The 23,006-nt window shown below is 61.8% G+C and carries 21 protein-coding genes and 1 pseudogene; 13 read left to right on the top strand and 9 right to left on the bottom strand.

The features are described 5' to 3' along the window. Positions 1–5 precede the first annotated feature (5 nt). From BKA07_RS10200 to BKA07_RS19310, 5 genes are read left to right on the top strand one after another with little or no spacing between them, the layout of a single operon-like run. The gene (locus BKA07_RS10200; protein ID WP_167950805.1) at positions 6–1,655 is read left to right on the top strand and encodes an ABC transporter substrate-binding protein; all 1,650 of its coding nucleotides are present in this window, start codon (positions 6–8) and stop codon (positions 1,653–1,655) included. A gap of 2 nt (positions 1,656–1,657) precedes the next feature. Next, complete coding sequence (locus BKA07_RS10195) at positions 1,658–2,698, top strand: ABC transporter permease (RefSeq protein ID WP_209043933.1); 1,041 nt, start codon at positions 1,658–1,660, stop codon at positions 2,696–2,698. Beyond that, the gene (locus BKA07_RS10190; protein ID WP_209043932.1) at positions 2,695–3,603 is read left to right on the top strand and encodes an ABC transporter permease; all 909 of its coding nucleotides are present in this window, start codon (positions 2,695–2,697) and stop codon (positions 3,601–3,603) included. The genes BKA07_RS10195 and BKA07_RS10190 overlap by 4 nt, the downstream gene beginning before the upstream one ends. Next, positions 3,600–4,526, top strand: a complete 927-nt coding sequence (locus tag BKA07_RS19315) for an ATP-binding cassette domain-containing protein (protein ID WP_167950804.1) — start codon at positions 3,600–3,602, stop codon at positions 4,524–4,526. The genes BKA07_RS10190 and BKA07_RS19315 overlap by 4 nt, the downstream gene beginning before the upstream one ends. Further along, positions 4,526–5,422 carry an ABC transporter ATP-binding protein gene (locus BKA07_RS19310; RefSeq protein ID WP_167950803.1) on the top strand — a complete coding sequence of 299 codons (897 nt, stop codon included), beginning with the start codon at positions 4,526–4,528 and terminating at the stop codon, positions 5,420–5,422. Before BKA07_RS19315 ends, BKA07_RS19310 begins: the two co-directional genes overlap by 1 nt. Before the next feature lie 261 nt (positions 5,423–5,683). Here BKA07_RS19310 and BKA07_RS10175 read toward each other — a convergent pair whose 3' ends face one another. Both BKA07_RS10175 and BKA07_RS10170 read right to left on the bottom strand, forming a co-directional pair. Beyond that, positions 5,684–6,604, bottom strand: a complete 921-nt coding sequence (locus tag BKA07_RS10175) for a patatin-like phospholipase family protein (RefSeq protein WP_167950802.1) — start codon at positions 6,602–6,604, stop codon at positions 5,684–5,686. Positions 6,605–6,906: 302 nt separating this feature from the next. After that, complete coding sequence (locus BKA07_RS10170) at positions 6,907–8,922, bottom strand: AarF/UbiB family protein (protein ID WP_167950801.1); 2,016 nt, start codon at positions 8,920–8,922, stop codon at positions 6,907–6,909. Positions 8,923–9,097: 175 nt separating this feature from the next. Between BKA07_RS10170 and BKA07_RS10165 the strand changes: the two genes are divergently transcribed. Beyond that, positions 9,098–9,289 carry a FitA-like ribbon-helix-helix domain-containing protein gene (locus BKA07_RS10165; RefSeq protein WP_167950800.1) on the top strand — a complete coding sequence of 64 codons (192 nt, stop codon included), beginning with the start codon at positions 9,098–9,100 and terminating at the stop codon, positions 9,287–9,289. Positions 9,290–9,313: 24 nt separating this feature from the next. Here BKA07_RS10165 and BKA07_RS10160 read toward each other — a convergent pair. Further along, positions 9,314–10,179 (bottom strand): annotated as a pseudogene (locus tag BKA07_RS10160) (IS5 family transposase). A 104-nt stretch (positions 10,180–10,283) separates the two neighbouring features. Between BKA07_RS10160 and BKA07_RS10155 the strand changes: the two are divergent. After that, positions 10,284–10,703, top strand: coding sequence for a type II toxin-antitoxin system VapC family toxin (locus BKA07_RS10155; protein WP_167950799.1), 420 nt, complete (start codon positions 10,284–10,286; stop codon positions 10,701–10,703). 135 nt (positions 10,704–10,838) lie between these two features. Here the strand turns inward: BKA07_RS10155 and BKA07_RS10150 are convergent, their stop codons facing one another. Further along, positions 10,839–11,789 carry a sugar-binding transcriptional regulator gene (locus BKA07_RS10150; RefSeq protein ID WP_167950798.1) on the bottom strand — a complete coding sequence of 317 codons (951 nt, stop codon included), beginning with the start codon at positions 11,787–11,789 and terminating at the stop codon, positions 10,839–10,841. 119 nt (positions 11,790–11,908) lie between these two features. Between BKA07_RS10150 and BKA07_RS10145 the strand changes: the two genes are divergently transcribed. From BKA07_RS10145 to BKA07_RS10120, 6 genes are all read left to right on the top strand, one after another. After that, positions 11,909–13,243 (top strand): MFS transporter, encoded by a 1,335-nt coding sequence (locus BKA07_RS10145; protein WP_167950797.1) that lies wholly within the window; start codon positions 11,909–11,911, stop codon positions 13,241–13,243. A gap of 5 nt (positions 13,244–13,248) precedes the next feature. Then, a complete protein-coding gene (locus tag BKA07_RS10140) occupies positions 13,249–14,793 on the top strand; it encodes an FGGY family carbohydrate kinase (protein ID WP_167950796.1) in 1,545 nt (514 codons plus the stop codon). A gap of 44 nt (positions 14,794–14,837) precedes the next feature. Next, the gene (locus BKA07_RS10135; protein WP_167950795.1) at positions 14,838–15,836 is read left to right on the top strand and encodes an NAD(P)-dependent oxidoreductase; all 999 of its coding nucleotides are present in this window, start codon (positions 14,838–14,840) and stop codon (positions 15,834–15,836) included. A 38-nt stretch (positions 15,837–15,874) separates the two neighbouring features. Next, complete coding sequence (locus tag BKA07_RS10130) at positions 15,875–16,510, top strand: class II aldolase/adducin family protein (protein WP_167950794.1); 636 nt, start codon at positions 15,875–15,877, stop codon at positions 16,508–16,510. 65 nt (positions 16,511–16,575) lie between these two features. Next, positions 16,576–17,508 carry a carbohydrate kinase family protein gene (locus BKA07_RS10125; RefSeq protein ID WP_167950793.1) on the top strand — a complete coding sequence of 311 codons (933 nt, stop codon included), beginning with the start codon at positions 16,576–16,578 and terminating at the stop codon, positions 17,506–17,508. Positions 17,509–17,597: 89 nt separating this feature from the next. After that, a complete protein-coding gene (locus tag BKA07_RS10120; RefSeq protein WP_167950792.1) occupies positions 17,598–18,365 on the top strand; it encodes an SDR family oxidoreductase in 768 nt (255 codons plus the stop codon). A gap of 79 nt (positions 18,366–18,444) precedes the next feature. Here the strand turns inward: BKA07_RS10120 and dctP are convergent, their stop codons facing one another. The 5 genes from dctP to BKA07_RS19305 form a co-directional block, all read right to left on the bottom strand. After that, positions 18,445–19,725: a TRAP transporter substrate-binding protein DctP gene (gene dctP, locus BKA07_RS10115; protein ID WP_167950791.1), complete on the bottom strand. Its 1,281-nt coding sequence runs from the start codon at positions 19,723–19,725 to the stop codon at positions 18,445–18,447. 139 nt (positions 19,726–19,864) lie between these two features. Continuing rightward, positions 19,865–21,379, bottom strand: a complete 1,515-nt coding sequence (locus BKA07_RS10110) for a TRAP transporter large permease (protein ID WP_167950790.1) — start codon at positions 21,377–21,379, stop codon at positions 19,865–19,867. Further along, a complete protein-coding gene (locus BKA07_RS10105; RefSeq protein WP_167950789.1) occupies positions 21,379–21,915 on the bottom strand; it encodes a TRAP transporter small permease in 537 nt (178 codons plus the stop codon). The genes BKA07_RS10110 and BKA07_RS10105 overlap by 1 nt, the downstream gene beginning before the upstream one ends. Next, on the bottom strand, positions 21,909–22,829 hold the full coding sequence (locus tag BKA07_RS10100) for a LysR family transcriptional regulator (protein WP_245162163.1): 921 nt from the start codon (positions 22,827–22,829) through the stop codon (positions 21,909–21,911). The genes BKA07_RS10105 and BKA07_RS10100 overlap by 7 nt, the downstream gene beginning before the upstream one ends. Continuing rightward, entirely contained in the window at positions 22,793–22,933 is a 141-nt protein-coding gene (locus BKA07_RS19305) for a hypothetical protein (protein WP_245161912.1), read from the bottom strand. The genes BKA07_RS10100 and BKA07_RS19305 overlap by 37 nt, the downstream gene beginning before the upstream one ends. Between the last annotated feature and the right edge of the window lie 73 nt (positions 22,934–23,006).

The raw sequence follows: 23,006 nt of genomic DNA, 5'->3' as shown, positions 1-23,006 counted from the left end.
GAACAATGAAGTTCACCCGCAGAAAGAACGACGCGGACCGTCCGCGACCGCCCAAGCGGCAGACGGTCCGCCTGCTCACCCCGGTCATCGCGATCGCAGCTGCACTGGGTCTGGTGCTCAGCGGATGCGCGGCACCGTCCGCGCTCGTCGGCAGCAGCGATGACACACTCATCTTCGGCACGGGTTCGGTCCCTCGCGTGCTCAATCCTGCGGTCCAGTCAGGGCTCGCGACGGCGACGCCAGGCGCACAGCTCTTCGCCAGCCCGGTCCGTCTCAACAGCGATATGGAACCGGAACCCTACCTTGCGAAGTCATGGGACGAGTCGAAGGACGGGAAGACAGTGACCCTTCACCTCGCCGATGATGCGAAGTTCCACGACGGCCGACCCGTCACTTCCGAGGACGTGGCGTTCTCACTCGGAGTCGTGAAGCGGGAGCATCCGTTCGGAGCCAATCTCTTCGGCCCTGTCACCAGCGTCGACACGCCCGATGACCAGACCGTGGTGATCAATATGTCCCGCAGGCATCCGGCACTCATGACCGCGATGAGTCCGCCGTTCCTGCCAGTCATGCCCAAACACGTCTACGGCACCGACGACTCCGTGGTCGACCATCCGCAGAATGCGCACGACGTCGTCGGTTCGGGGCCGTACAAACTGAGCAGCAATCTTGAAGGAAAGCGGATCGTGCTCGACAAGGTCGATGACTTCTTCATGCCCAACCAGGAGGCACCGCAGCAGGTGCTCATCGAGATCATCTCGGATGAGAACACCCTGGCTCTGGCCACGGAGAAGGGCGAGATCGACATGATGCTCTCGAACACTCCGTCGATCCTCTCGCGTATGGAAGCCGTCGACGGAGTCACGGTCGCCGACGAGGGCTACGAAGGGCTGGGAGCCCTCACCTGGCTCGGATTCAACGTCAAGAGCGACAACGTCTCGGACAAGCGGGTGCGACAGGCGATCGCCTATGCGATCGATCGCGACTACCTCGTCAACAAGCTCCACCGCGGGCAGATCGAGCCGGCGACGAGCCCGATCGCCAACGGCAGCCCTTACTTCGACGATTCGCTGCCGCGCTACGACCGCGATCTCGACAAGGCCGCGGATCTGCTCGACGACGCCGGGTACCCGGTCGACGAGCAGGGCAACCGCTTCACCGTCCAACTCGACTATGATCCGCTCAGCGCCGAGATGTCGTCGAGCATCGCAGAGACCATCAAAGCCAACCTCAAGGATGTCGGCATCACCGTGCGGATCCGCAGCTCCGCCGACGAACCGACCTGGGGCAATCGAGTGGCGAACTACGACTACGACATGACCCTGGACAACGTCTGGAACTGGGGCGATCCAGCCGTCGGAGTCGAACGCACCTATCTCTGCGACAACATCAAGAAGGGCGTGCTCTGGGCGAACATGTCCCAGTACTGCAATGAGGACGTCGATCGACTCTTCAAGAAGGCGGCTGCTGCTCCCGACGAGAAGACGCGGACAGCCGATTATGCGAAGGTCCAGAAGATCCTCACCGATGAGCTGCCCGTGTTGCCGCTGGAGAACCAGCAGTACCGCAACATCTATTCGGACTCCGTGAAGAACGCCTCCAACGGCCCGTTCGGCATCATGTCGCCGCTGCTGGACACCTCGATGGAAGGTTGACCATGTCACTGACAGCTCCACCGAAGATCAAGCTCAAAGGGCGCAGGAGCATGGCCCTGGCGAGGATCCGCTCGATCGCCTCACGCATCGCCCAGGCTGTCCTCCTCCTGCTCGCCGTCATCATCTTCAATTTCGTGCTCATACACCTCGCCCCCGGAGACCCGGCGACGGTCATCGCCGGTGAGTCGGGCGGCACCACCCCCGAGCAGCTCGAATCGATCAGGGAGGCCTACGGACTCAACGACCCGCTCCTCGTCCAGCTCTGGCACTACCTCGTCAAGATCGCACATTTCGACCTCGGTTACTCGTTCTACTTCGGTCAGGACGTCACAGCGCTCATCGGCGAGCGCCTGTATCCGACCGTTCTTCTCGCCGGGACCGGCATGCTCGCCGGGCTCGTCCTCGGCACGCTGCTCGGAGTCGTCGCCGCTATCAAGCCGAAGGGGCTGCTGAGCTACGTCGTCACGGTCATCGCGCTGGTCGGCTTCGCCGCACCGGTGTTCTGGACCTCGGTGCTGCTGCTCCTGGCGCTGTCGATCACCCTTCCGATCTTCCCCGTTCAGGGGATGAATTCGATCATCGTCTCTCCTCACACGCTCCCGCAGATGTGGGACACGGTGATGCATCTCGTCCTCCCGGCCACGGCCTTGGCACTCATCTACGTCGCGCTCTACAGTCGCACCGCGCGGACGAGCATGCTCGAGGTCCTCGACTCCGACTACATCCGCACAGCGTGGGCGAAGGGTCTCGGAGGCAAGGTCGTGATCTTCAAGCACGCGCTGCGCAATGCAGTGCTTCCCGTCGTCACGCTCTTCGGCCTCCACGTCGGCGCCCTGCTGTCGTCCGTCGTGCTCATCGAGGTCGTCTTCAACTGGCCTGGGCTCGGTTCGCTGCTGCTCGAGTCGATCCTCCGCAGGGACACTCCCGTGATCCTCGGGATCCTCTTGGCCAGTTCCGTACTCGTCATCATCGCCAATCTGGTCACCGATGTGGCCTACCGCATCATCGATCCGCGGATCGCCATCTCAGGAGGGCAGCAATGACCGACACCATGTCACTTTCGGGCGCCGGACAGGAGCGGGCCGAGCCAGGACGTAGGAAGGCCCCGAGAGAGCGCCCGACGACCGCGTGGACGCTGTTCCGCCGCAACCGGGTCGCCCTCATCGGACTGTCGCTGCTCGTGGCGATCCTGCTCGCCATCACCTTTGGCCCAATGCTCTATCCGAACAATCCCTTCGAGATCGTCGGCATCCCGATGGAGGCACCCGAAGAGTCCTCGGTGCTTCTGGGCACGGATGCCCTCGGCCGGGACCTATTCGCCGAGCTTCTCTACGGCGGGCGGGCGACGATGCTCGTCGGTGTGGTCGCGGCCATTCTGTCCACGGCGATCGGCATCATGCTCGGAGGACTGGCCGGGTACCACCGGGGCTGGGCCGACTCAGTGGCCGTGCGGATCACGGAGTTCTTCCAGGTGCTGCCGCCCCTGCTGCTGGCCATGGTGCTGGTCACCCTGTTCACTCCTAGCCTGATGACGATCACGATCGCCATCGGCGTCGTCAGCTGGCCCGCGACGATGCGCATCACCCGAGCCGAGTTCCTCCGCATCCGCGAGCTCGACTACGTGAAGAACGATCGTGCCGCCGGCGCCGGCGACTTCTGGATCATCATGAAGACGATCCTGCCGAACGCTCTACCGCCGATCGTCGTCATGTCGACCCTGGTCATCGGTCAGGCGATGCTCTTCGAGGCAGGACTGAGCTTTCTCGGCCTCGGCGACCCCAACACGATGAGCTGGGGCCTGATCCTCGGCAACAATCGCGAGCAGATGCTCACTGCCTGGTGGCCCGTGGCCTTCCCGGGATTGGCCATCTTCCTGGCCGTGCTCAGCGTCAGCCTCTCCGGCGACGGACTCAACGACGCCCTCAACCCCAAAGGTCGTGAACGATGAACACTGCAACGATCAATTCGACTGCCACCGACGAAGCCGAGCGAGGACCGGAGCCTGTGGGAGCCGACGAGTCCCCGATCCTGTCGGTGAAGAACCTGTCGGTGAAGTTCCAGGACAACACCGCTGTCGATGACGTCTCCTTCGACGTCAGCCCGAGAGAGGTCCTTGCGATCGTCGGGGAGTCCGGGTCGGGGAAGTCGGTGACCTCTTTGGCGATCATGCGCCTGGTCGAACTCTCATCCTCAGGCAAGGTCACCGACGGTCAGATGCGCTTCACTCGCGCAGGCGGAGAGGTCGTCGACCTGCGCACGGCCCCGGAGGCGAAGATGCGCACGATTCGGGGCAATGACATCTCGATGATCTTCCAGGAGCCGCTGACCTCGCTCAACCCGGTGTATTCGGTGGGCAATCAGCTCGCCGAGGTGCTGCGCGTGCACAAGGGGATGTCCCGCCGTGAGGCGAAGAAGGGCGTTATCGAACTCATGGAGAGGGTGCGCATCCCCGAACCCGAACGCCGTGCCAGACAGTACCCGCACCAGATGTCCGGTGGCATGCGGCAGCGAGTCGTCATCGCCATGGCTCTGGCCTGCCAGCCGCGGATCCTCATTGCCGACGAGCCCACCACGGCACTGGATGTGACGATCCAGGCGCAGATACTGGCACTGCTGCGAGAACTGAAGAACGACCTCGACGCCGGCATCATCTTCATCACCCACGACATGGGCGTCGTCGCCGAGATCGCCGATCGGGTCCTCGTCATGCGGAAATCGCAGGCGATCGAGACGGGCCAGGTCGGCGACATCTTCGCCCGCCCCAGACAGCCCTATACGAAGAATCTGCTCAGCGCGGTGCCGAAACTGGGGGCGATGAACGGCACCGACTCACCCGCACTGTTCCACCTCGATAGGGAAGAGGCCTCCTGATGACGAGAATTCTCGATGTCGAGCACATGGTGAAAGGGTTCTCCCTCTCGGGCGGGATGAGAGTGCATGCCGTCGAGGATGTGACTTTCCATGTCGACAGGGCAGAGACTCTCGCACTCGTCGGCGAGAGCGGATGCGGCAAGACCACGGTGGCGAACCTGGCCATGCGACTGCAGAAACCCGACAGCGGAACGATCAGACTGCTCGACACCGATATCACAGAGCTGAGAACTCGCGAGCTGCGAGCCCATCGCCGGCACCTGCAGATGATCTTCCAGGACCCGTTCGCCAGCCTCAACCCGCGCAAGACCGTGGGAAAGATCGTCGGCGATCCGATGCGACTCAATCGCACGGCCTCGAACAGCGTCATCGACAGCCGTGTTGCCGATCTGTTCGAGCTCGTGGGCTTGAGCGCTGACGACATGAGGAAGTATCCCCATCAGTTCTCCGGCGGACAGCGACAGCGCATCTGCATCGCCCGCGCGCTCACGCTCAACCCGAGCCTCATCGTCGCAGACGAGGCCGTATCTGCCCTCGACGTGTCCGTGCGCGCCACGGTACTCAATCTGATGATCGAACTGCAGCAGGAGCTCGAACTGTCGTATCTCTTCGTCAGCCATGACCTGGCCGTCGTCGAGAGGATCGCGCATCGGGTGGCCGTGATGTACCTGGGACAGATCGTCGAGATGGGCCCGAGGCGTCAGGTGTTCGAGAACCCGCAGCACTCATATACGCAGCGCCTCATGGACGCGGCTCCGATCGCGGATCCGGGGCAGAGACGCGAACGGGTCCTCATCGCCGGTGAGATCCCCAGTCCGGTCTGGCCCGAGGACGAGGGGCCTCAGCGGGTGAGGCTGCGCGACCTCGGCGACGATCATCTGGTCGCGGTCGAGTAGGAAACTACTTGCTGCATCGCCAGCTGTTCGACGGTTGACTTGAGCTGGTTCTTTTTCATCGAAGTGTTCAGCCCACTTGTGCCGACATCGACTGTGACGGCCTGCAAATGTCCGCCGATGGGTGAAAGCTAACAGGAAAGGGCGCGGGCTTCGAAGGCACTGCCGCTCCTTAGAGTGCTATCTGCCGATCGACGTCCGTTCCCCGGCTTGGACGAACACAATCAACCTGACAACCCAGTTCGTCAGACCCGGTGCACCTCATTACGTTGAGTCAACTCCGAGGAACTCCCGAATCATCGGCAGCTCGCGTCGCGACTGTGACAGCCCCAGCCGGTGAGCGGCCGCGAGGCGAGAAAGGTCGCGGGTGCCGTTGTCGACCGGCATGCGCTCCGGAGCGAACACGTGTGCCTTCCCCTCCGCTTCGAGAGCGAAAATGCGTTCCCGCGTCTCGTTGTAGCGCTTCCACCTGGTCAACAGCGCATCGGCCAACGCCGGGTAGCGGCGGAAGATGCTGCGGTAGACGGCAGGGAACCTCTGCGGCACCTTTCGATATGACCGCTCCTGCGTGAGTACGATGACGAACTTCTCGAAGCCCTCGCGCTGAGCCTGACTCAGTGCGATTCCGCCATCTTCGCCCATGGCCCCGTCGACGTACACGTGCCCGTCCAGGTGAACAGGCGGCATGAGTCCAGGCATCGTCGAGGACGCACGAACGCGAACCATCAGATCCTCGATATTCGGAGTGTCTTTCCGCGACCACACGACCTCATCACCGGAAACCGCATCGAACGCGACGACCCTCATGTCTGCGGGAGAAGACTGGAACGAATCCCAATCGAATGGCAGAGCTTCCTCGGGCCCTCCCGCCTGCTGGTAGATGTACTCCGCGTTGAACATTCCCTGCCCGCGAACGAAGTAGCGCAGACCGCCGAACTGCTCATCGGCGGCGAAGTCGACGAACGACCGGCGAGCCCGACGCGCGTCGCCGGACAGATAGTTCACCGCGTTCGACGCACCGGCGCTGATGCCGGCGACCCAGTCGAAGTCCAGATCGGCACCGAGCAACGTGATGACCATCCCGCTCGTCAGGGAGGCCCGCATACCGCCGCCTTCGAAGATGAGAGCAGTGTCGCTGATTCGTGTCGAGTTCGCTGTCGTCGTCACCTGGTCTGCATCTGTCATGTTTGCCATCTTATCGATTGGCCTTCGCCCCTCTGACAATGCGACTCCTCTTCGCAGCATCAGCAACACCGCTTGTAGCGTTGACTCGATGACAGATCCCCAATTGCCCTCACCATCGACGGTATAGAACACCTGCAGATCGCGCTGATCACATTACCCGCGTTCTCGATCAGCCGGTCGAATCTCGAGCGTCGAAAGAGACATCTCGAGCGCTCGGAATCGGGATCGATTGACCACGACGAAGCGAACTGAGCGCTGATGCTCTACGCACTCCGGGCAGCGCCAAGGTCGCAGCTTTGCGCCTACTCCAGCCCTTCCCACGCCATGCGTTGCCGTAGAGCAGGTGCCAACACCAGTGCGGCGATGACGCTGCCGACCAGCAGCACCCACGCCCCGAAGTAGGTGAATAGTTTCAGCTCGGGAGCCAATGCCGGACCGAAGTCGGCGGCCATGAGGATGACTCCACCGAGGATGAGGGCCGTCGCCACGATCACCTGGATGAACTGGTCCACCGTCGACACGAGCAGATTCTTGATCATCGAAATATTCAGACCACTCGTCCCGACGTCGAGGGTTCCGTCCTGCAGGTGCCCGGCGATGCGGGAGAGTTGGCCGGGAAGCTCCGCGATCTGTGGGGCTGTTGCCGCGGCGTAGAGAGTCAGCTCCTGCCTGTCGACGCCGAGCCCCCCGATCTCCCGCAGCAATGTCTTGCCGTTGTGGGTGACCAGAGTCAGCAGGTCCATCTCCGGATCGAGCCGCATAATCGAGCCCTCCAGCGTGCTGATCGCACGGAACGCCGTGGCCACCGACGCCGGCATGGGGAATCCGAAGTCGACGACGAAGTCGATGAGCTCACCGAACAGCGCCGCCGAGGTCGACCCTGGCAGGCCGTCTCCGTATTTGAGCATGATCTGCCCGATCTCCCGCTGAAGCTCGCGCAGATTGACGTCACTGGGGTTGCCCAACAGTTCGAGGATCGCCGCTGTCGCGGCCTGTGAGTTCTGGGAGTCGAATGCCATGAGCAGCAGAGCGATCGCTCGGCGATCACGTTTGTCGATGCGACCCACAGCACCGAAGTCGACCAGGCCCGCACGGCCCGCCTTCGAGACCACGATGTTGCCCGGGTGCAGGTCGGCGTGGAAGATGCCCTTGCCAAGCACCTGCCGCACAACCATGAGGAAGAGATCCTCGGCGATCTCTGTGCGCGCCAGCTGTGACAGACCGTCGACCACCTCGGGGGCGTGGGACAGCGGCGCCCCTTCCACGAGGTCCATCACGATGACGTACTCCCCCGAGTACTCCCGGTACACACCCGGAATGCTCACCATGGAGTCCGTACCGGCGGCCTTCCGACCGGACTCATCGGCAGTGCGCAGAGCCTCGATCTGGGCCAGCTCACCGCGGTAGTCGAGCTCGCCCTGCAGAGAGGAGACAAAGCTGTGGGCCAGCTTGCCGATGCCGACCTTCTTCGCCCAATCCGTGGACCGTTCGAGTCTCGCAGCCAGCGTAATGACGATGTCGCAATCGGCCTTGACCTGCTTACGGATCTTCGGGCGCTGCACCTTGACGGCGACCTCACGACCTTCCCAGGTCACGGCCCGATGGACCTGGGCGACCGAGGCGCCCGCGAAGGGGACCTCGTCGAACTCCGCGAACACCTCGGCGACGGGCTTGCCCCATTCGTGCTCGAGCTGGTCCCGGACCTCACTGAACGGCACGGGTGCCACACCGGCTTGCAGGGTCGAGAACTCCTCAACGAACTCGTGCGGAATCATGTCCCCGCGGGTGGCGATGAACTGCCCGAGCTTGATGAATGTGACGCCGGAGGCGGCGAGTGCATCACGCGTGGTTGCCGCGATCTCCCGCAGAGATACCCTCAGGGTGGGGATCCGGGGTTTGAGGTACCGGGAGAGCCCGAATTTGATGAGGATCTTCTGGATCTGGGCCAGCCTGCTGACTCGGCGATACCAGGTGGGAATCTTGGGCGCCGAGCGGATGAGTGCGCTGAGTGTGCCTGAGGGCATGATGAGTTCGATGGCCAGCAGGATGAACATCTGGATGACGATGAACCAGGCAAAGAGCAGCAGGAAGACCATGATGGCTGGGAAGCTCATGTCCAGGCTCGGGTACTGATCCGATTCGGAGATGCCGAGGAGTCTGTAGGCCTGGAGGGTGATCGGCCAGATCGAGAGTCCCATGATGAGGGAGACGACTGTGTTGCGGGCGGCGCCGGTGCCGGTGAACATCATCCGCCGGACAAGGAAACCCACGATGAGCGCATTGATGAGACCCAAGCCGATGGAATAGAGGATTGTCACCCGTCAAGCCCTTCTGTCGTTCGATCAGATACGCAGATCGGCGCTGGCGTGCGCCGTGTCCAGCCTAATTGATCTGACCGGTGCTGCGAGTGAAAGTTCGCAGTGCCAGGAGGGAGCAGTCTTCCTCTCTGGCTCAATTATAGATTTCATCGTATTGATATCACTGGAGACCGTGATGGAACAGATTCTCATCCGAAACTTGCCTGAAGGAACGAAAGCGATCCTGCGTCAGCGGGCCGCCGAGCATGACTCGAGCATCGAGGCAGAAGCCCGCGCGATACTCGCTGCGGGACTTGCAGTCGACACGCCCACGCTCGTCGATCTGATTTCAATGAGGGCGGATGCCGATGTCGACTTTGAGCCATAGCGACTAGCGCGTGTCCTGTAAGTGTCATCTGAGGCGGAGGACGAGGCTGGCGATGATGATCTCACTGGTGTAATAAGCGGCACGTTTGGCATAACGAGTCGCCAGGTCACGGAACTGCTTGAACCGGTTGAAGCACCTCTCAACCAGGTTCCGACGCTTGTATTCCTCCCGGTCGAAGGCAGGTGGGCGGCCACCGGCCGGGCCTTTCGCCTGACGACGGCCGATCTGATCCGACCGCTCCGGACAGGTGAACCTCACTCTCTTTGCCCGCATCGCCGCTCTGGTCGACGGGTGCGAATACGCCTTATCGGCCAGTACCGCATCCGGGACAGTGCGTGCCCGGCCCGGACCTTGGCGGCGAACACTGATCTTGTTCAGCAACGGCAGCAGTTGCGGGTTGTCTCCGACTTGGCCGTCGGTGAGGATGATGCTCAGCGGTATCCCCGCTCCATCAACGGCCAGGTGGATCTTCGAGGTCAGTCCTCCGCGGGATCGGCCGAGGCATTCTCCGGCCACAGCGAGGGCCTCGACCGGATCAGTGCAGCCCCCTTTTTCCGGGCACCAGCCGCGTGCTGGTGTGCCCGAACGGAGGTCGAGTCCACTGACAGCACCCACTCGAGGTCGCCGGTAGCGTCGTCCTTGACGACGGCTTCGTCGAGGATCTTTGCCCAGGTGCCGTTCATGGTCCAGATCCTCAACCGCTCGTGACAGGTCTTCCACGGCCCGTACCTGTCGGGGACATCTCGCCACGGTGCTCCGGTGCGCAGTTTCCACAGGATTCCATTGATCACCTGGCGGTGGTCGCGCCACCTGCGGCCTCTACCGTTGGCCGGTAGCAGTGGAGCGATGGCCTCCCATGCCTTGTCCGTGAGTTCTCCGCGTCCAACCATGTCCTCTAGGTGAGCAGAAATCAGGACCCATGAATAGCAGCCACGCCGCCGGTCCGAACACTTACAGGACACGCGCTAGGCCTGCAGGCACGTACGCCTGAACTGTGAACTTCCTGCTGGACACAAACACGGTCTCTGCACTTCGCATTCGCGGTCGTCACCCCGAAGTCGAGAAGCGGTCCGAAACTGTGCCACTCACCGCGCAGTTCATTTCCGCACCAACCCTTGCCGAGATCGAACGCGGAGTTACGTCGAAAGAGCGGCAGGGCTCGTGTCAACGATTGGTTCTCCGTGGGTGGCTCGAGGAGCGATTGCTTCCAGGGTTTGCCGGCCGTATTCACGTTTTCGACGTTTGGGCCGCGCGCGTCTTGGGCTTGTTCCGAGTTCCTGAGCACGTTCCGCTCGACGACGTGCTGATCGCATCGATTGCGGTAGCCAAGGGCATGACCGTCGCTACCCGCAACACGAGACATTTCGAGCCTCTTGAGGGCGTTCGGCTGGTCAATCCATGGGTCAGTCACTGACAGTTCTGTGCTGTCAGACTCCGGTTGGCACCGGCCACCTGGGAATCGTCAGACTCGTGGAATTCTGCCACCTTGGTGCTCGGGTCGGATTCATGACGAAAGTTCAACTGCCAAGGCGAACTCGTGTCGTGTGACCTATTCCGGGTCTCGGAGCAGAGCCTGAGCACATGCCAAGTCAGTTACCAGATAGTTGATGAGCCCGGACACAACTGCCCCACGTACGGCATCGACCTTGGCTAGGCCGCCCGCGATCCCCAACCTATGGGAGATCCGTCCCATCTGGGCCAGAGACAGACCGATCACCCGGCTGTCCAGATCTTCCTCCAGGGCTTGTCCTGCAGCATCGAAGAACCGGGCGGATATGTCTCCGACCGCGGCAGAATGGGCGATCTCCTCGAGATCAGTCTGACTGACCTGTTGACGGAACACAGGAGCCACCTTCTGAGAAGTGCCCACACCGACGATGAGAAGGTCCGCCTGTGCCGCCTCATCAAGGACAGCTGCGCAGCCCGCCATGTCCATGAGCGCCTCATAGACACGGGAATCTGCGGCGATCAAAGGGGCTGGCAGCTGAAACCCCTGACCTCCAGTCGCAGTTGCCACTGTGGCTACCAGTTCCTGGGGGTTCGAGCCGCTTGCTCGACCTGCTCGTCCACCGGCCAACGGGAATATCTCCAATTCAGGAGCCGCGAACTCCGGCAGATGCTGTGCACTCGAGCTCACTGCGGCACTCAGCCCGATCACCACCCGTTTGGCTTGCCCGAGCATAGTCTGCATTGCTTCGGCACCGGTAACGCCGAGCACTCGCCCGTCAAGAGGCTGATTGCTGCTATCCGCCGACTCGATTGGAGGCGAGACCCAGACACCTTTGAGCCCAAACCGATCTGCCAACGCCTTCTCGACTTCAAAAAAGGGACGTTCATCAGAATGGACCGTGATCTCCACGATGCCTGTTTGCCTCGCTTCCGCCAACAGTCGGGTGACTTTGACTCTGGAGAGGTTGAATAGCTTGGCGATCTCCTGGTGAGTGAGACCATTCTCGAAATGCAGCCGGGCCACTCTCCCGACTACCCGCCTGTCACTCATCTGCGAACCACTCCTTCGAAACGACGCGTCCACAGTCTTGACATCGCGCCGGCAATGCCTATCCTACCCTTACGATTGTTCATCTAGTCGAACAAATGTTCACGCTCAAAGGAGAGACGATGTCCGGACCCACTGCCGCACCACAGACAAGCGGCTTCTCCCGATTCCTCACCAGTCAGGGAATCTCGGCAAAGATCGCCTGGGGTTTCCTCGCGCTGATGCTCTTCATGGTCGGCGACGGCATCGAGCTGAGCTTTTTGTCGAATTACCTCACCGGCCAAGGGTTCGGAGCCGGAAGTATCGCCACCCTATTCTCCGTCTACGGCTTCATCGTCGCCATCGCAGCATGGTTGGCCGGCGCCTTGGCAGAATCGTGGGGGCCCCGCCGGGTAATGATCATCGGAGGCTCTATCTGGATCGTCCTCGAGGTCGTCTTCCTCGTCGGTGGTGTTATACCCGGCAACTATACGATCATGATCATCTCTTACGCGGTCAGAGCGATCGGCTACCCCTTCTTCGCCTATGGCTTCCTTGTCTGGGTGACCATGGAGACTCCGAACGAGGTCATGGGCAAGGCAGTCGGCTGGTATTGGTTCTTCAACGCCATGGGCCTCGGGGTCATCAGCGGCTACTTCGTCTCTGCAGTCGTCGAGCCCTTCGGCGCTCTAGGTACGCTATGGTCCGCCATAGTCTTCGTCATCGTGGCGACCGTCATGGTGGCAGTCCTCGTCAAATCTCAGAAGAGTGCGCGACGGCCGACCAGGAAGGAGACTCTCGACGGACTCGTCAAGTCCGTGTCGATCATGGCTGAAAAACCCAAAGTCGCCGTCGGTGGCATCCTCCGCCTGATCAACACCATGTCGTACTATTCCTTCGCTGTATTCCTCAACGTCTACATGGTGCAGACCATCGGCTTCAGCCAGTCCGAATGGTCATCGATCTGGGGCACCATGCTCTTCGCGAACGTGCTTGCCAACCTCATCTCGGGTTATGCGTCCGACCTTTTCGGTCGGCTCAACGTGATCGCCTGGGGCGGAGGTCTCGCCACTGCCATCACAATTCTCGGCTTCTACTATGTTCCACAGGGCGTCGGTGCGAACTATCTGATCGTCATAATCATTGGCATCATCTACGGCCTCGCCCTCGGTATGTACGTTCCGCTGTCGGCAGTCGTGCCGCTCCTCGCCACAGAGCACAAGGCAGCTGCCGTCGCGGTGCTCAATCTCGGAGCCGGAGCGTCGAACTTCGTCGGCCCGGTGATCGCAGGATTGGTCCCCATTATGGGGGTCGCACCGGTGATATGGGTGCTCGCAGCTATCTACATCATCGGACTGTTCCTCACCTACCTGCTTCGCGCACCGGGAATCGAACCAGAGAAGATCGAAACACGCAGAATTGCACGCGCTGCCAGGCAGACTGAGCTAAACGGCGCAACCGCGGCCGAGGAGAGCTGATTGTTTTGAAGACACAGGCAGTATTGGGTATTGACGCCGGCACCACCGCCGTGAAGTCCGTCGTCCTATCGACGACCGGGACGGTGTTAGGCTCCGCACGGGCCGAACTGTCGGTCCAGCGCGCTACACATACGTACGCAGAACAGGACATGATCGACGTATGGGAATCTGTCTGCCGCACTGCCATCGCCGCTCTCAACCAAGCCGCCTCAGCCGAAGTCATCGCCGTATCCGTCACCGGTCAGGGCGACGGCGCATGGCTGGTTGACGCGAACGGTCGCCCGACAGGTCCGGCACTGCTCTGGTTGGACGGTCGAGCGAGCGATCGGGTCGACAAATGGCAGCTCGACGGCCGCGCCGATTCTGTCCGGCGAATCACGGGTTCGGCCCTCTTCCCCGGGGCACTACAGGTCCTGTTGGAGGAGATCGAAACGACTGAACCCGAGAAGATCGAGGCCTCTGCACACCATCTCAACTGCAAAGATTGGATCCGCTTTCGCCTGACGGGCGACATCGCTACGGATCCGACCGAGGCAAGCCGAACCTACCTCGACGTCGGTACCGGGAACTACTCGGGAGACCTCATCAAAGAACTCGGCCACGAACGCTTCCAACGGTTGTTGCCTCCGATCAAACCCTCGACTGACATCGCAGGTACAGTCACCGCCGAAGCCGCTGCCGCCACCGGCCTCCCAGTCGGTCTGCCCGTCGTGACTGGCATGGTCGACACTCCGTTAGGTGGAATCGGACTGGGTACCGCGAAGCCAGGACAGGCTTATGCGATTATGGGCACAACAAGTTTCGTGGGAGCTATTCACGACCACCGGATCGCGGCGTACCACCAGCCGGTCATCACTCTTTCATTCGATGGCAAGGGCAAAGTGCTCGAGTGCTTCGCCCCAATGAATGGAACCCCCAATCTCGACTGGGCTCGCACAGTGCTGGGGCTGGCCGATCTGGATTGGGACGACATCGAAGCCCTCGCACACACGGCACTGCCAGGTGCTGGCGGCGTCATCTACCTCCCTTACACCAGCACCAGCGGGGAGCGCGCGCCCTTCGTTGCCCCCGCCGCCTCCGCGAGTTGGATGAACCTCTCGGTTAGCACAACGGTCGCCGAGATGATCCGAGCGGTGTACGAAGGACTCGCACAATCATTGTGCGAGTGCATGGACGAGCTTGGCATCGGGTCCTCCTCCGTCGTACGACTCAGCGGCGGCGGTGCTCGATCTGACACCATCTGCCAAGTTCTCGCCGATGTCTCCGGCAGGGCGATCGAACGGTCGGACGACGCTGAGCTCGGCGCACGCGGTTGCGCGGCTCTGGCGCTTGTGGCCACCGGTACCGTCGAAAGCATCGACGTTGCGATGAATGTGCTCTCCATGCCGGTTCGGCGGTTTGAACCCGATGATGACCTCTACAAATTCTATTCCACGCAAGCGACGACGTTCCGACAGGTGCGAGATGCGCTGAGACCACAATGGCCGGGACTGCGTCAGCTTCGGGCCGATTCGCATCGACAGGTCACAGCACCCGCCCCCTCGATTTGACCCACTGTTCCAGCTTCAAACCGACACCCATCAGAAGGGACCTCATGAGCATCAAACCCCACCTCGTCATCACAGCAGCGTTCGACCGCACTCGGGTCGAGGAGCTTCGTGGCCACTTCACCGTCCACATGGTCGTACCCTCGATCGCCGGCGAATCTCTGAGCGACAGAGGTATCGACGAACTCCTGGATATCGCGGAAGTGATCATCACCGAACTCGACAGAGTCGATGAGGCGACTTTGGCCAAGACGGCCAACCTTCGCGCTGTCGTCTCGTGCCGGGCAAATCCGGTCAACGTCGACGTCGCGGCGTGCACCTCCAGAAGCATCCCAGTGCTGACCACCCCTGCCAGAAATGCGGAAGTCACAGCGGATCTCGCGTTTACGCTCCTGCTCATGACAGTGAGGCAGTCAAGCCAGGCTGAACGTTGGCTGCGCGCCGGAAATTGGAGTGCCGACGATGTCTTCGCTCCATATTCACTCTTCCGAGGAATTCAGCTCTCCGGGCGGACGCTGGGCATTCTGGGCGGCGGAGCAGTCGGACGGGGAGTTCTCAAACGTGCCCGCGGGTTCGGAATGTCTGTCATCGTCTACGACCCTTTCCTGCCCGAAGACGCCTTCGGCGACGAGGCACGGGTCGCGCCTCTCGATGAAGTACTCGCCAGTTCCGACATCATCACTCTCCATGTGCCTCTCATGGACGAGACCGTCGGCCTGCTGGGGGCACGTGAGCTGTCCCTAATCCGACCGGATGCCTATCTCATCAATGCCGCTCGCGCCGCGTTGATCGATGAAGAGGCTCTTGTAAAGGCTGTGACCAATCATGAACTCGCCGGTGTTGGACTCGACGTCTTTTGGCAGGAGCCGGTGTCATCCGACCATCCGCTGTTCAGCTCGGACATCGTCACTGCCACTCCGCACATTGCCGGGGCTTCCGACGATGTGATCAGAGAACACTCTCGAATCGCTGCGGAAGGAATAGCGGAATGGCGAGAGGGCCGACGACCGGAGACCTTGAAGAACCCTGAAGTCTGGTCCGCCTGACTCACAAAGCCGCCGATCTACGAACAGAAAGAGCACTCATGAACGATCAGCTGCTTAAACTCGTCTCCGAACTCAGCCGAATCGGCCAGGACGCCGTGCAGAAAGGACTCGCCCTCGCCAGCGGAGGCAATCTATCGGTACGGGTACCGGGAGCCGACGAATTCGCCGTCACCGGAGCAGGGACCTTCCTCGACCGTCTGACAGTCGACACGTACGCTGTCGTCGACCTCGAAGGAAACGTCTCCGACGACGAATCGTCCACTCGCCCTTCCTCCGAGTGGAAACTCCATCAGCGCACGTACCAAGCACGACCCGATGTCAATTGCATCATCCATCTCCACCCTCAGTATGCCGTGCTGCTCGACGCCTTGGGACATAGAGTCCGCCTCTTTACGCTCGATCATGCGTTCTATGTGAAGTCGATCGGTCGAACAGATTTCTACCCGAATGGTTCTGAGGAACTCGCCGACACCGCAGCGACACAAGCGGCGAGCCACAACTGCATCATCATGGGCCATCATGGTTCATCGGCGATCGGCCCAGACATCGAAATGGCCTACCGCAGAGCGGTCAACATGGAACAGGCTGCAGAAGCAACGTATCGAGCCCTGCTCCTGGGAGACACGGACAGCGAGTTTCCACGCGCTCATTGGGAGGAGCTACATCACGCCTGAGTTGCTACCAGACACCACCACGCAGGAAGGGAATACCCCGGATGCCACGTGTACTCACTGTTGGAATGCACCTCGCCGATGTACTTGGACGGTACGTAGAATCCATTCCGGACGGACAAGGAATTCAGCTCCTCGAAGAGATCCGCCTGACCGTCGCGGGCACCGCGGCGGCAACCGCCGTGAACCTTGCCCACCTCGGCGAGGATGTATCGACAGTGGGAGTCGTCGGCGATGACGCACTCGGCACATTCATCACGACCCGTATGAACGATGCCGGTGTGACGACGAATCATCTGCGCGTCGATCGAGGCCTTCCCACATCTGCGACGATGCTTCCAATTCGGCGAGACGGGAGTCGACCTGCGCTGCACGTCGTCAGCACTAACGGTCGGTTGGACCATCAGGATCTCCAGGCCGAGTTGCTCGACGAAGTGTCGCTTGTCCATCTTGGTGGCACCTGCCTCCTCCCCGGAATCGACGGGAGGCCCAGCGTGGACTTCCTTCGAACAGCCAAAGAGCGAGGACTCACGGTGGCAATGGACTTCATTCCCAGCAGAACATCTCTAGACCGTGATCGTCAGGCCATTGAACCGTGTCTGCCTTTCGTTGACTACTTGCTTCCAAGTGACGACGACGCCTACTACATCGCCGATGCCGGGGGCGATCGCCAGAAGGCGATTGACTACTACCTCGAATCTGGGGTCCAGAACGTGCTGATCACTATGGGAGCCCAGGGGGTGAGTATCAGCAACACGAGGGAATGTGACGTGCGACTGTCTGCCTTCGACGTCGAAGTTGTTGACACGACAGGGTGCGGAGATGCCTTCTCGGCAGGATTCATTTCCGCGCTCCTACGCAGTGCTGATGTACGCGAAGCGGCCGAGTTCGCATTGGCTTGCGGGAGTCTCATGGCCACCGGCCTGGGCTCCGATGCCGTCGATCTCACGCGAACTCAAGTTGAGACCTTCCGCACAGCCAAGAGTCGGCTCTTGCTCTAGCGCGATTGCGCCTGAGGATTCAGATCCGTCATTGCGCGGGGACCAGACAACCTACCCAACACCAGATCAGAAATCAGAAAGGAACAATCATGAGCAGTCTGTTCGATCTCAAGGGAAAGACCGGCCTCATCACCGGCGCAGGCCAGGGAATTGGTCACGCGGTCGCCCTGGCGTGGGCGAGGGCCGGGGCAAACGTGGCAGTTCTGGATGCGAACGCTGAGAATGCCGCTCGCACCGCCGATGAGCTCGATTCCATCGGCGTGCGGAGTCTCGCGATTGCCGTCGACGTCAGCGACGAGATCGCTGTCCACGAGGCTGTGCAACAGGTGGACTCCGAGCTCGGAGATTTGGACATCGCTTTCAACAACGCCGGAATCGCCCGAGGCGAGGTGCCCTCGGTCGATATGCCGGCCGAGTGGTGGAGGAGCGTCATCGATGTCAACCTCTCTGGCGTCTTCTACAGTGCACAGGCGGAAGCCAGAGTTATGTTGCCACGCGGACGTGGTGCCGTCCTCAACATGGCATCGATGTCAGGAATCATCGCCAATAGAGGCCTACTCCAGCCCAACTACAACGCGTCGAAGGCAGGGGTCGCCCATCTGACACGTTCGTTGGCCGTCGAATGGGGGCTCCAGGGTGTCCGTGTGAATTCGCTGTCCCCTGGGTACATACTCACTCCCCTCACGGAACGAGACGAAGTCGCGGATAAGCGAGCAGAGTGGATTTCGGGCATCCCGCTGGGCCGTATGGGTACGGTCGACGATCTCACGGGTCCGGCGACATTCGCGGTCAGCGACTCGTCGGCCTACATGAACGGACATGATCTCGTCGTCGACGGTGGCTTCGTCTGTTGGTGACGACGAGGATGCCACCGAATTCGAACCGGATCGGCTCAGCCTTCGAGCTCGGGCTGCCGAACTCTGACCTCTCCCCCACTCACTCCGGCCGGTGCTCAGCCATGACCTTGTCGAAGAGCTCGTCGCCCAGCTCGTCGTAGTTCACGTCCTCCGGATACCACTCATCAAGCTCGGCGAAGTCGCCCTTATCGTCGAAGCCGAGGTCGGTCACGCTTGTCTGCCAATCGCTCGCCGCAGCATTCAGCGTCTTCGGGGCATCAGGCACCCCGGCTTTCTCAGCAGTCTTGTCCGACAGCGTGTTCGCGTAGGTCGCCATCTGCTTCTGCACGTCGTCATCGAAGGGTTCGACCGAACCATCGTTGTCCTTCGCCTGCTCGACTGCCATCGCCTTGGCACCGATGACGACCTCCATCATCGTGCTGAACGTCGTCGACATCGAGTCGAAGATGACCTGCTGGTAGGCCACCGGCAGCTCGGAGTACTCCTTTCCGGCGGTGATCGCACCGGCAGACCGCGCGATTCCTGCGTCGGCGGCGACTCCGATGTTCGGAGCGACCTCGAACGTTCCGGCCTCGACGTTCGGAGCAAGCTGGCCGAGGTCGCAGTCGACGGTTCCGCGCTGCAGCGCCTCATAGGTCTCCGGGAACGACAGTGACACCGGGGTGGCCCCGAGATCCGTCACCTGTTTGCCGGCGGCAGCCGAACCGACGCGGATCTGATTGCCCTTCCAATCCTTAGCCGAGCTCATCGGCTCGGAGCACATCGTGGAGTACCCACCGGCCGCGAGCATCGGGATGAGCGGAACCAGACCCTTGTCGTCGAACTCGGCGAGCACCTCGGGCGTCTCCCACGCCGCCTGCACACCGGCCGCATTTGCTGCCAGATCACTGGCCACCGGTGAGGAGGGCAGTGTCGACATGGCCGTACCGAGCGCATCGAAGGCCGGGTATTCGGCAGGCGTGTAGGACGGCAGAGTGAATGCGAGGTCGACTCGTCCGTCGGCCAGAGCATCATCGACGTCGGCGTAGCTGGCGATCGCCTGGCCCCACACGATGTCAACGGTGATCTTCCCGCCCGAACGTTCCTCGATCGCCTTCTTCACATCGAGCCCGTTCGGCGCGAGGATCGACTGCTCCGACATCGCCGACGGTTGGAACTTCAAAGTGATCGGGTCGAGATCGGCCAGAGCCTCATCGATCTCATCCTGCGAGGACTCATGAGCGAACCCCTCCCCTGCGGAGGCGTCCGAGTCCGAACCGCTGCCGCCGATGGACCCCGCACACCCGGCGAGCAACGCCAGAGAGGTGAACACTGCGGCGGCTTGCGCCGGGCGGACTGCCGCCGTAGGGATGCGATTCATGGGACTCCTTTGAACAACGGCTGAGAGTTTCCTTCGATCATAGATCCGAATGAGCCCACCCTGTTATGACTCCCCTCACACCGCGCAGAAGCCACGCGACGGCACAATCGACGGAAAAGCGGGGCCACCTCGGCGAGGGTCAGCCGGACATTCCTCCGCTGGTGCGTTCGATGAGATCGGGCAGCCATTCGGTCATGCCGGGGACGGCGACCATGAGGACGAGGAAGACCACGGCGACAGGCAGGAACCACAGGAGTGAGATGAAGATGTCGCGCAGGGTGATGGTGTGCCCGAGGTTGACGTTCTGGTCCTTGACGATGCTGTGGATGATGTAGGGAATGATGCCGACCGGCGGGGTGATCATCCCGAATTCGCCGAGGAGGACGACGAAGACACCGAACCAGAGTGGGCTGACCCCCATCGTCTCCAGCGTCGGTAGGAGGATCGGAATGGTCAGCAGCATCATCGACATGGTGTCGAAGAACATGCCCATGACGATGTAAAGGACGATGAGCACGAGCAGGAAGCCGATCGTGGACAGCCCCAGGTCGGTGATGAGCCCGGTGAGGATCGGGGCGAGCCCCGTGATGGCGAGCAAGCTGGTGAGCATCGTCGCGCCGATCATGATGAAGAAGATCGCCGAGGTGGCCGAGACCGTGGCCATGGCTGAGTCCGCGACATTGCGCCACGGATGGTCGTCCCTCTTCTCCCACAGGCACAGCAGTACCGAGCAGAGAGCTGCGGCGGCCCCGGACTCGGTGGGGGTGAAGATTCCGGAGAACATGCCGCCGAAGAGCACGACGAGGATGATCAGGAAGCCCCAGACGCCGGCAAGCGAGCTGAAGCGCTGACGCCAGGTTGGGGTAGAGCGTGCGGCGGCGGCCGGTCTGCTTGTGGCCTGGCCTCGGCCGACGAGCTTCGGGGCGATGACACCGATCCCGACGATGAAGGCGGCGAAGCAGAAGGCCAGCAGGATCCCTGGCAGGGCGCCGGCCATGAGAGCCGGGCCCACGGGCACCGAGGCGATGCCGGCGTAGATGACCATGAGGATCGACGGTGGGATGAGGTTGCCGGTCATCCCGGAGACCATGATCGTGCCGACGGCCATGCGTTTGTCGTAGCCGGCCTTGAGCATCTCGGGGATGCCGGCACGGCCGAGCGCATAGGTCATGCCGATGGTCGAACCGGTCACTGCGGAGAGGCCGGCCCCGGCGAAGTTCGTGCCGATGCCGATGCCGCCGGGCAGCCAGGAGAACCAATGATCGGCCACCCGGTAGATCTTCGTCGAGAGTCCGGATTGCGTCAGCAGCATGCCCATGAAGATGAACATCGGCAGCACGCTCAGCGTCCAGTCCGAGACGGCGCTGAATGGTGCCGTCGAGAGGATGTTCATGGTCGCGGGAATGCCGCTGACCGCGTAGACGCCGATGATCGAGGGCACGGACAGTGCGATGGCCACGGGGACTGAGAGGAACAGCAGGACGAGCATCATCGCGATGCACCAGGTTCCACCGACGGCCGCCGAGGGGCTGGTGAAGAGCCCGATGAGGCAGACGGCGACGAGTCCGAAGCCGATAGTCAGAGCGCGAGCACTAGGCCTTTGGCGTCGGGAGCCGGATGGGAAGAGCGTGTTGGTGTGAGTCGGCTGGCTCATCAGTATGTGCGGTCTTCCCAGTCGGTTTCGGTCGGTTCACCGGGGTCGAGATCCGGGTCGGGCCGTCCTGTGCGGGCGATGACGACGGCGTCGAGGATGTAAAGCACGGCGAGCAGCACGAAGACGATGGGTACGAGGTAGTACACGGGCCAGGTGATGATGGCGGAGACGTCGGCGGTCGAGCCGATCGCTGTGTTCTCAAGTGCCTTCATGAGACCGAACCAGGCGAAGGCGAGTGACACGAGTGCCCCGAGGATGCACGCGAAGATCTTCAACACTGCGGCGGTGGCCGACCGGGCTCGGTCGACGACCATGGTCACGGTGATGTGTTCCTTTTGCAGTTGGCCAGCCGGGATGCCGAGCAGTGCCACGATCGGCAGATACCAGTATTCGACGATCTCGTTGGTGCCGTAGATCGGAGCGTCGAAGAGGGAACGTGCGAGAGCGTGCACGACGATGTGGACCATCATGACGATGATCGCCGCGGCCGTGGTGATCGTCAGCCACCGGTCGAGCACGCGGTTGAATCTCAGCATTCCGCGTCACCTACGCTCTGGTACCGGTTGATGTCGTCTGCTTCCGGCGGGTTCATCGGCGCGTCAGCAACCGAAGTCTCTGTCATGCCCTCCCCTAGCCGCAGCGCAGCGAGTAGGTCCTCGACCTCCGAGGCGGTTCTCAATCCGTCCGGGACCATCGCGGTGACTCGGCGGGCTCCAGCTTCGGCGACGACGATCGAATCGATGCCGGCGACCTGAGAGTAACGCCGGGCGCTGCGCAGCAGCAGGGCGACACCGAGTCCGTTGGAGACGAGAGATTGGATAGCTCCCGGGTTGTCGGTGATATGCCGAGTGCGCGGCTCGAACCCGGCACGCCGGCAGAGACGCTCGGCGGTCGAGCGACACCTCACGCATCCCATGATCCATGGCAGGTCAGCGACGTCGTCGAGGTGGGTGATCTGTCCGGTACGGTTCCTCCGTTCGGGGACCAGGAGGTCAAGGTGGTCGGCCCCGAGGTCGACAGTGTCGTGAGCCGACAGTCTCGGGGCTTCTTCGTCTTCGTGATGGAACAAGAAGGCCATGTCGATTTCGCCGTTTTGGAGCATCGACAGCGCCTCCGGCGGTTCTGCTTCTGCGACCTCGTAGGAGTGGTGGGCGGTGTCGCTGCCTGTTCCCGTCGTTGATGCGAGAGTACCCAGTTCCGCAGCGAGTGGGCCGACGACGAAGCTGGGGAATCCGGCCAGTCGGACGTTGCGCCCGCCAAGGCCGAATGCCCTGGCCAGGTCCCCACGAAGCTCCGTCACCGAGGTGGCTATTTCGTTCGCACGGATGCGGGCCAGCTGTCCCGCGGTGGTGAGGACGATGCCCCGGGGAGTGCGCTCGAAGAGAGTGACCCGCAGGTCCTTTTCGAGGGCGTTCATGTGCTGTGAGAGCGCCGGCTGTGACCATCCCAGTTCGCGCGCGGCTGCTCCGATGCTGCCGCCTCGGCGATGGCACCGAAGATCAGCAGCCGCTTCGGCTCCCCGACGTCGAGAGCCTGCTCAAACACATTTGCCATAAGTCCAGGTTATTCCAGAGCAAAGGGATCTGGGTCTACCGGGTCTCGTCGACTCGGACCAGACTTAGTGGTG

The sequence above is a fragment of the Brevibacterium marinum genome (assembly GCF_011927955.1).
Classification (GTDB): Bacteria; Actinomycetota; Actinomycetes; order Actinomycetales; family Brevibacteriaceae; genus Brevibacterium; species Brevibacterium marinum.
The sequence above is the reverse complement of the archived record's forward strand: the minus strand, read 5'-3'. Positions and strand labels throughout refer to the sequence as shown.

What these genes read in the sequence shown, in the direction of transcription:
- BKA07_RS10200 (WP_167950805.1), top strand. Translation starts at nt 6, where the DNA reads ATGAAGTTCACCCGCAGAAAGAACGACGCGGACCGTCCGCGACCGCCC.
- BKA07_RS10195 (WP_209043933.1), top strand. Translation starts at nt 1,658, where the DNA reads ATGTCACTGACAGCTCCACCGAAGATCAAGCTCAAAGGGCGCAGGAGC.
- BKA07_RS10190 (WP_209043932.1), top strand. Translation starts at nt 2,695, where the DNA reads ATGACCGACACCATGTCACTTTCGGGCGCCGGACAGGAGCGGGCCGAG.
- BKA07_RS19315 (WP_167950804.1), top strand. Translation starts at nt 3,600, where the DNA reads ATGAACACTGCAACGATCAATTCGACTGCCACCGACGAAGCCGAGCGA.
- BKA07_RS19310 (WP_167950803.1), top strand. Translation starts at nt 4,526, where the DNA reads ATGACGAGAATTCTCGATGTCGAGCACATGGTGAAAGGGTTCTCCCTC.
- BKA07_RS10175 (WP_167950802.1), bottom strand. Translation starts at nt 6,604, where the DNA reads ATGACAGATGCAGACCAGGTGACGACGACAGCGAACTCGACACGAATC.
- BKA07_RS10165 (WP_167950800.1), top strand. Translation starts at nt 9,098, where the DNA reads ATGGAACAGATTCTCATCCGAAACTTGCCTGAAGGAACGAAAGCGATC.
- BKA07_RS10150 (WP_167950798.1), bottom strand. Translation starts at nt 11,789, where the DNA reads ATGAGTGACAGGCGGGTAGTCGGGAGAGTGGCCCGGCTGCATTTCGAG.
- BKA07_RS10145 (WP_167950797.1), top strand. Translation starts at nt 11,909, where the DNA reads ATGTCCGGACCCACTGCCGCACCACAGACAAGCGGCTTCTCCCGATTC.
- BKA07_RS10135 (WP_167950795.1), top strand. Translation starts at nt 14,838, where the DNA reads ATGAGCATCAAACCCCACCTCGTCATCACAGCAGCGTTCGACCGCACT.
- BKA07_RS10130 (WP_167950794.1), top strand. Translation starts at nt 15,875, where the DNA reads ATGAACGATCAGCTGCTTAAACTCGTCTCCGAACTCAGCCGAATCGGC.
- BKA07_RS10125 (WP_167950793.1), top strand. Translation starts at nt 16,576, where the DNA reads ATGCACCTCGCCGATGTACTTGGACGGTACGTAGAATCCATTCCGGAC.
- BKA07_RS10120 (WP_167950792.1), top strand. Translation starts at nt 17,598, where the DNA reads ATGAGCAGTCTGTTCGATCTCAAGGGAAAGACCGGCCTCATCACCGGC.
- dctP (WP_167950791.1), bottom strand. Translation starts at nt 19,725, where the DNA reads ATGAATCGCATCCCTACGGCGGCAGTCCGCCCGGCGCAAGCCGCCGCA.
- BKA07_RS10110 (WP_167950790.1), bottom strand. Translation starts at nt 21,379, where the DNA reads ATGAGCCAGCCGACTCACACCAACACGCTCTTCCCATCCGGCTCCCGA.
- BKA07_RS10105 (WP_167950789.1), bottom strand. Translation starts at nt 21,915, where the DNA reads ATGCTGAGATTCAACCGCGTGCTCGACCGGTGGCTGACGATCACCACG.
- BKA07_RS19305 (WP_245161912.1), bottom strand. Translation starts at nt 22,933, where the DNA reads ATGGCAAATGTGTTTGAGCAGGCTCTCGACGTCGGGGAGCCGAAGCGG.